11 protein-coding genes are annotated in these 12,297 nt (G+C 67.2%); 4 read left to right on the forward strand and 7 right to left on the reverse strand.

From position 1 onward, the window contains the following. Window positions 1-55 precede the first annotated feature (55 nt). The 5 genes from H4O22_RS18180 to cysD all read right to left on the reverse strand — a co-directional run bounded on the left by H4O22_RS18180 (window position 56) and on the right by cysD (window position 5,803). Window positions 56-940, reverse strand: a complete 885-nt coding sequence (locus H4O22_RS18180; RefSeq protein WP_244963021.1) for a glycosyltransferase — start codon at window positions 938-940, stop codon at window positions 56-58. 49 nt (window positions 941-989) lie between these two features. Then, window positions 990-2,045 (reverse strand): polysaccharide pyruvyl transferase family protein, encoded by a 1,056-nt coding sequence (locus H4O22_RS18185; protein ID WP_182524721.1) that lies wholly within the window; start codon window positions 2,043-2,045, stop codon window positions 990-992. A 136-nt stretch (window positions 2,046-2,181) separates the two neighbouring features. Beyond that, window positions 2,182-3,219, reverse strand: a complete 1,038-nt coding sequence (locus H4O22_RS18190) for a glycosyltransferase (protein WP_342356065.1) — start codon at window positions 3,217-3,219, stop codon at window positions 2,182-2,184. Window positions 3,220-3,614: 395 nt separating this feature from the next. After that, on the reverse strand, window positions 3,615-4,889 hold the full coding sequence (gene cysN, locus H4O22_RS18195) for a sulfate adenylyltransferase subunit CysN (protein ID WP_227466731.1): 1,275 nt from the start codon (window positions 4,887-4,889) through the stop codon (window positions 3,615-3,617). Beyond that, the gene (gene cysD / locus H4O22_RS18200; RefSeq protein ID WP_182524723.1) at window positions 4,889-5,803 is read right to left on the reverse strand and encodes a sulfate adenylyltransferase subunit CysD; all 915 of its coding nucleotides are present in this window, start codon (window positions 5,801-5,803) and stop codon (window positions 4,889-4,891) included. The genes cysN and cysD overlap by 1 nt, the downstream gene beginning before the upstream one ends. A 172-nt stretch (window positions 5,804-5,975) precedes the next feature. Here cysD and H4O22_RS18205 point away from each other — a divergent pair, with 172 nt between their 5' ends. After that, a complete protein-coding gene (locus H4O22_RS18205) occupies window positions 5,976-7,142 on the forward strand; it encodes a nucleotide sugar dehydrogenase (protein WP_182524724.1) in 1,167 nt (388 codons plus the stop codon). On the opposite strand, the gene H4O22_RS18210 is transcribed toward H4O22_RS18205, so the two are convergent. Further along, a complete protein-coding gene (locus H4O22_RS18210) occupies window positions 7,127-8,143 on the reverse strand; it encodes a sulfite exporter TauE/SafE family protein (protein ID WP_182524725.1) in 1,017 nt (338 codons plus the stop codon). The two genes, H4O22_RS18205 and H4O22_RS18210, sit on opposite strands and share 16 nt — an antisense overlap. Beyond that, window positions 8,143-10,050 carry an adenylyl-sulfate kinase gene (cysC, locus tag H4O22_RS18215; RefSeq protein ID WP_182524726.1) on the reverse strand — a complete coding sequence of 636 codons (1,908 nt, stop codon included), beginning with the start codon at window positions 10,048-10,050 and terminating at the stop codon, window positions 8,143-8,145. Before cysC ends, H4O22_RS18210 begins: the two co-directional genes overlap by 1 nt. Window positions 10,051-10,091: 41 nt before the next feature. Between cysC and H4O22_RS18220 the strand changes: the two genes are divergently transcribed. The 3 genes from H4O22_RS18220 (at window position 10,092) to H4O22_RS18230 (ending at window position 12,270) form a co-directional block, all read left to right on the forward strand. Beyond that, window positions 10,092-11,051, forward strand: a complete 960-nt coding sequence (locus H4O22_RS18220) for an asparaginase (protein WP_182524727.1) — start codon at window positions 10,092-10,094, stop codon at window positions 11,049-11,051. Window positions 11,052-11,182: 131 nt separating this feature from the next. Continuing rightward, entirely contained in the window at window positions 11,183-11,593 is a 411-nt protein-coding gene (locus H4O22_RS18225; RefSeq protein ID WP_182524728.1) for a helix-turn-helix domain-containing protein, read from the forward strand. A gap of 53 nt (window positions 11,594-11,646) precedes the next feature. Beyond that, window positions 11,647-12,270 (forward strand): hypothetical protein, encoded by a 624-nt coding sequence (locus tag H4O22_RS18230; RefSeq protein WP_182524729.1) that lies wholly within the window; start codon window positions 11,647-11,649, stop codon window positions 12,268-12,270. Window positions 12,271-12,297 lie beyond the last annotated feature (27 nt).

Consider the following 12,297-nt stretch of genomic DNA (forward strand, 5'->3'; position numbering starts at 1 on the left):
TGAATGTCGTCCTCCGTGGAGAGCGCACGAGTGACCGCCATCGAGCCTCACAGCGCTACCACCCCGGGACGCCAACGTTTGAGACAACTGCCAGTTCACGCTCGGCTCGACGACGCTCGTCCTGAGAGAGGGGACTCGCTTTCGAGGCCAAGATCCGGGGTCCCCACCCCACAGTTACTCCAGCAGCAAATATCCCTTGCTTCACCAGGGACTTGCCCAAGTAAACAGAACGGCTAGACACAGAGGCCCCCGCCGCTCGGGCGTGGGCGCGATGGAACTTTCGATCGTACGATGCTGTCCGCGATTGCTTCTGGATCGACAGTCTTTTCGGTACTCGATAGTAAAGGAGGGGCGTCTCCAAACGAGAGAACTTGCTCGTCGGCGCCGCCCGGAACCATACTTCCTTGTCTTCCGTTCGCAACCATTCCTCGTTGTATGGGTACGCAACTCCCCACGTTCGACGAAACATCACCGTGGGATGTGTAAAGACACCATTCTGGAGGTACCCAGCAATTCCCGTCGGGATAGGGGGTTCCCGATAGGTCCCGTGTATCTCGTCGTACTCATCGATCAGGTAGGCGCGGGTTGCGAGCAGATCGAGGTGGGGGTCGCTCCGGAATGCCGCGATCTGGAGGGCCAGCCTCTCGCTGTGCATGACGTCGTCCGCGTCCATGCGTGCGACCAGTTCCGTCGTTGCGGCCCGAGTGATCTCATTTAGGCGTGCCGACAAGCCACGCGATTCGCCGTCAGCCACCACCGAGACGCGGGCATCCGAGATCTGCTGGGCGGCGTCGACCACCTCGGCACTCGATCCGTCGCACACGATGATCAGGCGCCAGTCCTGGTACGACTGCGCGAAGACCGAACGAACGGCCACACGGAACGAGGCCAGCTCGTGGCGAACCGGCAAACCGATGGTCACGACAGATTCAGAGGACATCGCTCTCCTGAGGTACGAGTAACAGATGGCGTCCTGATGACAAGGGCCCCTAGCCTGCTCTAACCATCCCGGAGATGTAGTTTTTCAGCCCTGCCCTCTCCTTTTCCAGCCTATCCGCTCGCAGACGAGGAAGGGGCTCGTTGCGCACCATGTCCAGTGCTTGATCAGGAGAGGACGCGACGCGATGCTCCAAGTCGATCAGTTGCAGAAGCGAGCGAATTCGGCTCCCGTACCGCGGCGGCATGAGCGCCACAAAAGGTCGCTCGAATGTCACGGAGAATGCCGTGCCGTGAAACGAATCCGTCACGACACATGCCGCGTCCCGAAACAGTGCGATGAACTCCTCGACCGCAGGTCGAATATTCTTCTCGGCGGAGCGCCCCCGGAAGTTTGTCCAGTACTCCACACGGATGATTCGGATCCCCATGTGCTCGCTGATCAGGTCCGATGCACGCTCGAGGTCGGGATTGCGGTTCAGCTGATAAACCAAGACATAATCTTCACCGTTGCCACGCCCCCCCACGTCACGCCAAATGCCTGCATCCAGGCCCAGTGTGGGGTCAAGGTGGTGCTGCGCATCGAGGCCTAGGCTCTGCAGGTAGTCTGCCGCGTCGTGTTCACGGACGGAGATGCCCGCAAACGTGCTGAGCGACGTGCGGAGGTTGTCCTCCTCCAACTTGGGAAGCCGCCCCATCCCGATGGATGAAGATAGACTGAACTTCTTAGCCCCCACCGGGGCGAAATCCAGATAATAGGGCCGATTGTCGGCATTGTAGTTGAGATTCCACACTTGGTCGGACCCGACGCAGAACAGGTCGTTCTGCGCCCACGTGCCGGCCGCCCCCAATTCGTCGTTACTCCAGTAGGTCTCAGGGGACATTCCGAGGTTTCTTTGAATGAACTCCTCAAACAACACCCCGCGGCGCTTTGCCTCGCCGTGTCGGTACAAGGTGTAGGCCAGATCGATGGCTTTCCCTTTGATCCCGGGTCCACCCGGGGCGTAGCCTCGTGCTGAATCAGCGCTTCCCGGCTGCCGGTAGTCGACGAACTGGGGCCGCACTCCTGCCTGCTCGAGAAGCAGTCTCGTCGCATAGGCCTGCAGCACGGACCCATAGTTTCGAATCGCGTGTCGGGTGATGACGTTAACCTGCTGCACTCGCATGCCCTTCGATTGAGTGGAGTCGGATCGCGACTACTGAACTCGGGAGCGAATCCTTATATCGATCTCGCATCGGATGTCCCTAGAGCACTTCGACTTCGCCTGCAGCAGCTACGGCTCGGTATGAGGCCCTCAGGGCTCTCGCCTGCTCGTCCGGCGTGTGTCGCCGAAGAAGTCGAGTCATGAAGTCGTGAGCCCTCTCCACGCCATCCTCCGTGAAGATCTGCGGCCACACCTCGGCGATCTCGCGAGGGTCCGATAGAACGAATGGGAAGTCGTAGTCTTGGAAGCAGTCAAGTGACCTGACAACGGTGGGAACGCCATACGCCGCAGCCTCGAGGACGGCGATAGGGAAGCCTTCCCAGGCAGCAGAGTGCAGGTAGACGTCAGCGTTCGCAAATGCGGCGATGGCTTCCTCTCGATCAAGCCATCCGGTCACCTGGACGTCGGCTTGCCGCAGCATGGCCTCTACTTTGGCGTCACCACCTCCGATCCAGGTGGCATCCACGGTGACACCTGACGATCTCAAGGCATTCACCGCTGTGCAGAAGAACTCAGGGTCCTTCTGCTGGACTGTGCGCCCAGCTCCAACAAGGCGAGGAGCGAGCGGACGCTCCGCACGACTGAGCCCGGTACGGTGTGCCGTCTGGGGACCCAAGTTCGGAACGAATACCGCCGTGCCGGCGGGTCGCAACTTCGTCGCAAGAGACGCCTCGTGGGGTGAGCACCCGGCGACCACCGTCGTCCTGCGGGCCATCACCCATTCGGCGGCGTACACCGCAGCCCGAGCAGCCTTTTTGAGGTCCGCCCGCTCAAAGCCGTAGCAGTGCGGCGTGTAGACCACTGGGTTCCTCGCGGTCAGTGCGGCCAGTCTGGCGTACAAGCCACCGAAGCTCGAATGAGCGTGAATGATCGCTCGGGGGCCTAGTTGCGCGAGTTGTCTGCGCAACTGCCGGATGCGCAGTAGGTGGCCCTTCGGCATCGGCGTGACGGACGCGAACTTGGACTCCGGCCCGAGGGAGATCCGTGCGGACGGACGTTCCGCCATCGTGATGTGATGATCCCACTCTGGCGTATTCGACACGTAGTCGCTGACGGCGGCCGCTACACCGCCGCCCATACTCTCTACCACGTGCAAGACAACGGGCCGATTATCCTTCGGAGGTTTCACCGCACACGCGCCACGTGTAATGCGACCTCTATCCCCAGCACGTAGCCCTTGACCCTCCGAACCAGTCCTGCTTTACCGCGCGACGACAGTCCAGAGTGGTTCGGTCCATACATCACACACATGTTAGACGAGTCTTTCCGCCCACTGGGCGAAATTAAGCTACTTCACACGAAAGACCCTGCATACAAGTTGCCTCAATGACGGTCGTCACCATTGTTAGTGACTCGTCAGCGGCGTTACGCCCAGGCGTCGTCGATGGTGGTATTGAAAGGCGGCCAACAACCCCACGGCCCAAAAGGTCCGAACCCCCGCTTCGGCGCCAGTGACATACGGGGACCACGTCGTCAACTACCGGAGTTGATCATCCCAGCGCCCACCGTCACGCCCGTGGCTTCGTCGATCAGGATGAACGAGCCGGTCGTCCGGTTCTGCGAGTACGGGTCGCAGAGCAGCGGCACGGTCGTGCGCAACTGCACCCGCCCGATCTCGTTGACGCCGAGCTCCTTGGTCTCCTGGTCGCGGTGCAGCGTGTTCACGTCCAGGCGGTACTGGATGTCCTTGACCAGCGCGCGGGCCGTGCGAGTCGTGTGCTTGATGGCCAGCTTCTGCCGCGGCTTGAGCGGAGCGGTGGTCATCCAGCAGACCATCGCGTCGATGTCCTGGCTGGGCTGCGGGGCGTTCTTGACCCGGGCGATCATGTCGCCGCGCGAGACGTCGACGTCGTCCTCGAGGCGCACGGTCACCGACATCGGCGGGAACGCCTCGGTGATCTCGCGGTCGAACAGGTCGATGCCGGCGATCTTCGACGTCATGCCGCTGGGCAGCACCACGACCTCGTCGCCCGGCTTCAGGACGCCACCGGCGACCATGCCGCCATACCCGCGGTAGTCGTGGTGCTCGTCAGACTTCGGGCGCACGACGTACTGCACGGGGAAGCGGACATCGACCAGGTCGCGATCGGAGGCGACGTGGACGTTCTCGAGGTGGTGCATGAGCGTGGGACCGGAGTACCAGTCCATGTTCTCGGAGCGGTTCACGACGTTGTCGCCGGCGAGCGCGGAGATCGGGATGACCGCGAGGTCCGGGATGTTGAGCTTCGTCGCAAAGGTCGTGAACTCCTGGTGGATCTTGTCGTAGATCTCCTCGGAGTAGTCGACGAGGTCCATCTTGTTCACGGCGAGCACGAGGTGCGGGACCCGGAGCAGGGACAGGATCACCGCGTGGCGGCGCGACTGCTCGGTCAGTCCCTGGCGGGCGTCGACGAGCACGAGCCCGAGGTCGGCGGTCGAGGCGCCGGTGACCATGTTGCGCGTGTACTGCACGTGGCCCGGGGTGTCGGCGATGATGAACTTCCGCCGCGGCGTCGCGAAGTAGCGGTACGCCACGTCGATGGTGATGCCCTGCTCGCGCTCGGAGCGCAGACCGTCGGTCAGCAGCGCGAGGTCGGTGTAGTCGTAGCCCTTGGACTGGCTGGTGGCCTCGACGGCCTCGAGCTGGTCCTCGAAGATCGACTTGGAGTCCAGCAGCAGCCGCCCGATGAGGGTCGACTTGCCGTCGTCCACCGAGCCCGCCGTGGCGAACCTCAGCAGGTCCATCTGGTCGCTCTTGACGGTGCTCATCAGAAGTAGCCTTCCTTCTTCCGGTCCTCCATGGCGGCTTCGGAGAACCGGTCGTCGCCACGGGTGGCGCCGCGCTCGGTGACCCGGGCCACGGCGACCTCGGCGATGATCTCCTCGATGGTGCTGGCGGTCGACTCGACGCACCCGGTCAGCGTCAGGTCACCCACGGTGCGGAACCGCACCGTGCGCTCCTCGACGGTCTCGCCCGGCTTCGTCGGGTTGAACTCCGACTCGCTCAGCAGCATGCCGTCGCGCTCGAAGACGCGGCGCTGGTGGGAGAAGTAGATCGACGGGATCTCGATGCCCTCTTGGCCGATGTAGTCCCAGATGTCGAGCTCGGTCCAGTTGGAGATCGGGAAGATCCGCATGTGCTCGCCGGCGTGCAGGCGCCCGTTGTACAGGCTCCACAGCTCGGGGCGCTGCATCTTCGGGTCCCACTGGCCGAACTCGTCGCGGTGGGAGTAGACGCGCTCCTTGGCGCGGGCCTTCTCCTCGTCGCGGCGACCCCCACCGAAGGCGGCGGTGAAGCCGTTCTCCTCGATGGCGTTCAGCAGGGTGCCGATCTGCATGCGGTTGCGGCTGGTCTTGCCGTCGTCGACGACGACGCCGCTGGCGATCGCCTCCTCGACGCTGGCGACGATCAGCCGGACGCCGAGGCGGTTGACCCAGTGGTCGCGGGTCTCGAGGACCTCGGGGAAGTCGTAGCCGGTGTCGACCTGCAGCACCGGGAACGGGATCTTGGCCGGGTAGAAGGCCTTCTCCGCCAGGCGCAGCATCACGATGGAGTCCTTGCCGCCCGAGAACATCAGGACGGGCTTCTCGAACTCGGCGGCGACCTCACGGAAGATGTGGATCGACTCCGCCTCGAGCTGGTCGAGCTGACTCAGCCGGTAGTCGGGGTGCGTGTTGGTCATGACTGACGGTGGACCTCTCGTCGGGACAGCAGCGGCCATCGTATCGGTCAGGGGGCGCTCGGTCCGAAACTGGACAAGACCGAGTGTGATGGCGGACTCATCCTCGGGGCACCGGCGCCCTTCGGGCCGACGACTCCATCCCCTGGACGGCCCGCCGACCTAGGCTCGGCGGGTGAAGATCGCCATCGCCGGGCTGGGCTACGTCGGCCTCTCCAACGCCGTCGTCCTGGCGCAGCACCACGAGGTGCGCGCCCTGGACCTGGACCCCGAGAAGGTCGGGTCGGTCAACCGGCGCGAGTCGCCGCTGGAGGACCCGGAGCTCGAGGAGTACCTCGCCCACCGCCCGCTGGACCTGGTCGCCACCCTCGACAAGCACGCGGCGTACGACGGGGTCGAGCTCGTCGTGGTCGCGACGCCCACCGACTACGACGAGCGGACGAACTACTTCAACACCGCGTCCGTCGAGTCCGTGGTCGCCGACGTCGTCGAACTCGCGCCGGCCGCCATGGTGGTCATCAAGTCGACGGTGCCGGTGGGCTTCACCGCCGGGCTGCGCGAGCGGCACCCGGGTGCGGCGATCATCTTCAGCCCGGAGTTCCTGCGTGAGGGCAAGGCCCTCCACGACAACCTCCACCCGTCGCGGATCGTCGTGGGCGACCGGGGCGAGCGCGGTCGCACGTTCGCCGACCTCTTGGTCGAGGGCGCGGAGGACGACGACGTCCCGGTGCTCCTCACCGACTCCACGGAGGCGGAGGCGATCAAGCTCTTCGCCAACACCTACCTCGCGCTCCGGGTCGCGTTCTTCAACGAGCTGGACACCTACGCCCTCACCCGCGGCCTCGACAGCGCCCAGGTCATCGAGGGCGTCGGGCTGGACCCGCGGATCGGCAACCACTACAACAACCCGAGCTTCGGCTACGGCGGCTACTGCCTGCCCAAGGACACCAAGCAGCTGCAGGCCAACTACCGCGACGTGCCGCAGAACCTGATCAGCGCGATCGTCGAGGCCAACACCACCCGTAAGGACTTCATCGCCGACGACATCCTGCGCCGTCACCCGGCGACCGTGGGCATCTACCGGCTGATCATGAAGGCCGGGTCGGACAATTTTCGGACGTCGTCGGTCCAGGGCGTGATGAGGCGCCTCAAGGCCGAGGGAGTCGAGGTGCTGGTCTACGAGCCGGCACTGGACGACGACGCCTTCCTCGGCTCCGAGGTCGTCCGCGACCTCGACGAGTTCAAGAAGCGGTCCGACGTCATCGTGGCGAACCGGCGCACCGACGTCCTCGCCGACGTCAGCGACCGGGTCTACACGCGCGACATCTACGGCCGCGACTGAGGTTCGGGGTCTCCGCCGGCGGCCGCCTTCCGCGCGAACTCCGGACTCTCGAGTTCGGCGACCGTCGGGGCGCCGTACATCGGCAGCCCCTGCCCCTTGCGCAGGAACCCCCAGATCAACGGCACCAGCACGACCATCGCCACGCCGACGCCGGCGATGAGCATCGGGTGGGTCTCCTCGACGCCCAGGGGCGCCCAGCCGGCCTTGTCGAGCAGGGCGACGCCGGACATCGTCAGCACCACCACGATGGCGCGCCGGATGAAGGACTGCGGCACCCGCGGCGCGATCTTGCTGCCCAGCAGCGTGCCGGGGACGGAGCCGGCGATGAGCGGGATGGTCAGCTCCCAGTCGAGGCCGTGGAGCGCGATGTTGGAGATGGCGGCGGCCAGGACGAGCGGGACCGCCTGGACCAGGTCGGTGCCGACCAGCTTCACGGCCGAGAGGCCGGGGTAGAGCATCAGCAGCGCGATCATGATGACCGAGCCCGAGCCCACGCTGGTGATGCCGACGAGAAGGCCGCCTAGGGCGCCGACGAGGAGGGTCGGAATGGGCCGGATCCGCGGGTCCGGGTCGCCGGCGGCGCCGCCGGACCGGACGCGGCGGAGGTTGATGTAGAGACGGAGGGCGTACGTCGCGGCGGCGAGGAGCAGGGCGAACCCGATGCAGAGCTTGAGGACGTCATCGATCTCGTCGGGGTCGGTGAACCAGGCGACCAGGTGCGGGCCGAGCAGCGCCATCGGGACCGAGCCCAGGATCAGCCACTTCGCGAGGTTGAGGTTCGGCGATCCCTCACGTGCGTGCACGACGGCGCCGCCGGTCTTGTAGACCGCGGCCGCGGTCAGGTCGGCCGTGACGACCGTCGCTGTGTCGCCCACGCCGAGGAAGATGAGCGCCGGGGTCATCAGCGCCCCGCCGCCCATGCCGGTGAGGCCGACGACGATCCCGACGACAAACCCGGCCACCAGGATGGACAGGGCGGTGAGCGTGAGCAGCTCGATCATCAGGCGGTGGTCTCCCTCGTTCCGGCGAGCGCCGGGACGACGACGCGCAGCAGTTCCTCGATGCCCGCCGCGGCCGTCTCCGCCGCCTCGGGGCCACGACGATAGGGGTCGTGCACGTCGAGGGCGGCATCTGCGTTGCCCCGGCGTTGCGCGGCCTGCTCGAGCAGCTCGCGGCCGGAGACGTCCGGGCCGAGGGCGCGCACGACCTCCGCGAACTGGCCGATCGTGAAGACCTTCCGGAACAGCGCGGGGTGGTCGTCGAGGATGAAGGTGCGGTGCGCCGCCTCGGCGGTCAGCACCAGGTCCGCCTCGTCGAGGATTGCCTTGTCGATGGCGCGGGACCGGAAGGCGGAGTGATCCGCGACGCCCCGAGGAGCGAGCGTCGTGGCCATCACCTCGTCCATCTCGTGGTCGGTGAAGCCGTGCGTGCCCGCGCTGCGGAACTCGATGTTCGCGTCCGGCCCGGCCAGCTGGCGGGCCATCAGCTCCATGAAGGGCGAGCGGCAGATGTTGGCGGTGCAGACGAAGAGGACCTTCAGCGGGGCGTCTTCCGCCGGTGGTTGAGCAGCGAAGGACGAGGTCCTGAGCGTGTCGAAACCCGGTGACCCTGCAGTCGGCCCGGGCTGACGCTGCTTCTCGGTTTCCGGGGTCTCGACAACGGTCGGCGCCGGGGCGCCTCCCTGCTCGACCACCGGGGCGGACGGGAGGTCGAGGTAGCCGGCCTCGCGGAGCGCGTCCAGCACGTCGTCGAGCGCGTCCTCGATGCTGCGGCCCGTGGTGTCGACGGCCACGTCGGCGTCTTCGGGCACCTCATAAGGAGACGAGATGCCGGTGAACTCAGGGATCTCGCCGCGTCGAGCCTTGGCGTACAGCCCCTTGCGGTCGCGCCGCTCACACTCCTCCAGCGGGGTGGCGACGTGGACGAGGAAGAACGCCCCGCCCGCGTCGTCGACCATTCCCCGCACCTGCTGGCGGGTCTCGTCGAAGGGCGCGATCGGGCTGCACACAGCGACGCCGCCGTGGCGGGAGATCTCCGCCGCGACCCAGCCGATGCGGCGGATGTTGGTCTCGCGGTCCGCCTTGGAGAACGTCAGCCCCGCGGAGAGGTTGCGGCGTACGACGTCGCCGTCGAGGCTCGTGACGGTGCGGCCGCCCTGCTCGAGCAGGCGGTCCATCAGCGCCCGGGCGAGGGTCGACTTGCCGCTGCCGGAGAGGCCGGTGAAGAACAGCACCAGCCCCTGCCGGTCGACCGGGGGCTGCTCGAAGTCGACGACCTCCGCAATTCCGGCGGGGTATACGTCGTCCTCGGTCGGGTCCGCGAGTCCGATGATCGGGTCATCGCCGGCATAGGTGGACACGACCTGCACGCCCAGAGCGTGGTCGGCATCCGCGTCGCCGTGCGACGCAAGGGGGACGGCGACCACCTCGGCGTCGCCGATCAGCTCGGCCGCCCGGAGGGTCGCCCGAAGGAGCCCGACCGGCGAGAGGTCGGCAGTCCCGGTGCCGACGAGCGTGAGCAGGACGAGCGGGCCCGCGGCGCGCAGCTGCTCGACCTGCCCCTCCGTGAGCGCGTCCGCGACCGGGACGAAGGTGCGTCCCCGATAGCGGCAGTGCACGGTCGACGGCGCGAGGTAGAGGTGACGGAACGGCCCGAACTCCGCGTGCGCCAGTGACTCGACCTCACCGCCCGGCACGGTCACCCGCGCCAGCGGGAGTCCCTCCGGGTCGACGAGCTCGACGGCACCCGCGTCGCGGGCGGCGGACTCGACCTCAGGCGGAAGGGTGAGGGACAACGGGCTGCCCGGCTCGCCGAAGCGGGTCGTCGGGTGCGCGGCCCCGGTCACCAGGAGCTCGAGGTCGTCGAGCTCGCGCGGCGTCGGGCAGTGCTGCGGGACGGGTTCAGGCACGGGCGCAATCCTGACATGCACGACCTCGATACCCTCGCGCCATGTCGTCACCGGTGGTTGTCGCGGAGATCGTGCGTTCGGGGTTCGTCGAGGGGCACCACTACGGGTCGGTCGTTGCGCTCGCCCCGGACGGGTCGGTCACGTGGTCCGTGGGGGACGCCGAGAGCCAGATCCTGCCCCGCTCGTGCAACAAGCCACTGCAGGCGCTGGCGATGGTCCGCGCGGGGCTGGACCTCCCGCCTGACCTGCTGGCTCTGGCCTGCGCGTCCCACTCCGGGGAAGGCTTCCACCTCGACGGAGTACGCCGGATCCTGGCCGGCGCCGGGCTGGACGAGGACGCGTTGCAGACGCCTCCGGACTACCCGCTCGACGACGCGGCCCGGGAGGCGCTGCTCCGCGCCGGTGGCGGCAAGACCCGGATCCACATGAACTGCTCCGGCAAGCACGCCGCCATGCTGGCCACGTGCGTCGTCAACGACTGGGACACCGAGACCTACCTGGACCCGGCGCACCCGCTCCAGGTCGCGATCGCCGAGACGTTCGCCGAGCTGACCGGCGAGGAGATCGGGGTCGTCGCCGTCGACGGGTGCGGCGCGCCGCTGCTGTCCACCTCCCTCGTCGGCCTGGCGCGCGCGTTCCGGACCTTGGCCGTCGCATCGGAGGGGCCGGAGCGTCGGATCGCCGACGCGATCCGGACGCACCCGGCGTACGTCTCGGGGACCACCCGCGACGAGCGCGCCCTGCTGACGGCGATCCCCGGGGCGATCGGCAAGGCCGGCGCAGAGTCCTGTCACGTCGTCGCGTTGGCGGATGGCCGGGCATTCGCGCTGAAGACCGACGACGGTGCACCCCGGGTCCGACCCGTCCTGATGGCTGCCGCCCTGGTCCGCTCCGGCGTGGATCGGGAGGACGGCGTGGACGGCGACGCCGTACGAGCGACGGGCGAGCTCCCGCTCCTCGGCGGGGGTCGGCCGGTCGGCGAGATCCGTGCCGCCTTCTGACGCTGCTCGCTAGCAGCTAGCGGCCGGTTCACGAGAGAATCCCTGCCAGCAAGAGGTTTCTCTACTTCCCAGTGACTCACTTCACCGCGACTCTGCTTGCAACTGCTAGCAGCAGCAAGCACTATGGAGGCATGGCACAGGGAAAGGTCTCCAAGACCGTCGAGTCCCTCGGCGACTACCTCAGGGAGCAGCGGACCTCCGCGCAGCTCTCCCTGCGGCAGCTCGCCGAGCAGGCCGGCGTCTCGAACCCGTACCTGAGCCAGATCGAGCGAGGGCTGCGCAAGCCATCCGCCGAGGTGCTGCAGCAGATCGCGAAGGCGCTGCGGATCTCGGCCGAGCAGCTCTACATCCGCGCGGGGATCGTCAGCCCCGAGGACGGGGTCGGGGGGTCGGTCGAGCTGGCCGTCCTCAACGACACCGGGCTCACCGAGCGTCAGAAGCAGTCCCTGCTCGACGTCTACTCGTCGTTCCTGGCGATGAATGCGGCCCAGCAGCCTCCCGCGGAGCCTGCCGAGGACGCCACACCCAACGACGAGTCCTGAACGAACGAGGGATCCGGCACCGTGCCGGCCCCGCCAACCCAGAGGAGATCGACATGGCCAAGGCCAAGTTCGACATCAAGTCCGAGGCGACCCGCACCCTGTACGCCGGTGCCGGCGTTGCCGACCTGGCCGTCGAGGCCCTCCGTGAGTACGTCGCCGACGTGCAGAAGCGGCTCGCCGACGTCCAGAAGTCCGTCGCCGACCTGGACCTCGAGCCGAAGGCGCTGCGCGACCAGGCCCTGACCGTGGTCAGCTCCCGCGTCGACGCGCTGTCGAAGGACGCCAAGGCGCGCCGCGAGGCCATCGAGGCCCGCGTGGCCGAGCTGCAGGAGAACGTCGCGACCGCCACCGACGCGTACGGCGACCTCGCCCAGCGCGGTCAGGTGCTCGTCGGCCGGATCCGCCGCCAGGAGGCCACCAAGGCGACGGTCTCGTCCGCCCGCACCACCACGGCGAAGGCGAAGACCACGCGCACGCAGGCCGCCAAGGCCACGAAGTCGACTGCGAAGTCCGCCTCGGCGAGCGCCAAGCGCACCGCGTCGACGACCAAGAAGGCCGCAGCCAAGAAGGCGAGCACGCCGAAGAGCAGCGCCAAGGCGACCGGCACCGCCGCCAAGAAGACCGCCTCCAACGCGGCGAAGGCGACTAGCGCGGCCGCCTCCAAGGTCGGCAACTGACACGAAGCAACCGCCTGTCACAGGCAG

The organism is Nocardioides dongkuii (assembly GCF_014127485.1).
Lineage (GTDB): Bacteria > Actinomycetota > Actinomycetes > Propionibacteriales > Nocardioidaceae > Nocardioides > Nocardioides dongkuii.

Bases quoted from the DNA above. Each gene is read 5' to 3' on its own strand.
- H4O22_RS18210 (WP_182524725.1), bottom strand. From the start codon at position 8,143: ATGATCGAGCTGCTCACGCTCACCGCCCTGTCCATCCTGGTGGCCGGG.
- H4O22_RS18180 (WP_244963021.1), bottom strand. From the start codon at position 940: ATGTCCTCTGAATCTGTCGTGACCATCGGTTTGCCGGTTCGCCACGAG.
- H4O22_RS18230 (WP_182524729.1), top strand. From the start codon at position 11,647: ATGGCCAAGGCCAAGTTCGACATCAAGTCCGAGGCGACCCGCACCCTG.
- H4O22_RS18220 (WP_182524727.1), top strand. From the start codon at position 10,092: ATGTCGTCACCGGTGGTTGTCGCGGAGATCGTGCGTTCGGGGTTCGTC.
- cysD (WP_182524723.1), bottom strand. From the start codon at position 5,803: ATGACCAACACGCACCCCGACTACCGGCTGAGTCAGCTCGACCAGCTC.
- H4O22_RS18225 (WP_182524728.1), top strand. From the start codon at position 11,183: ATGGCACAGGGAAAGGTCTCCAAGACCGTCGAGTCCCTCGGCGACTAC.
- H4O22_RS18190 (WP_342356065.1), bottom strand. From the start codon at position 3,219: ATGGGCGGCGGTGTAGCGGCCGCCGTCAGCGACTACGTGTCGAATACG.
- cysN (WP_227466731.1), bottom strand. From the start codon at position 4,889: ATGAGCACCGTCAAGAGCGACCAGATGGACCTGCTGAGGTTCGCCACG.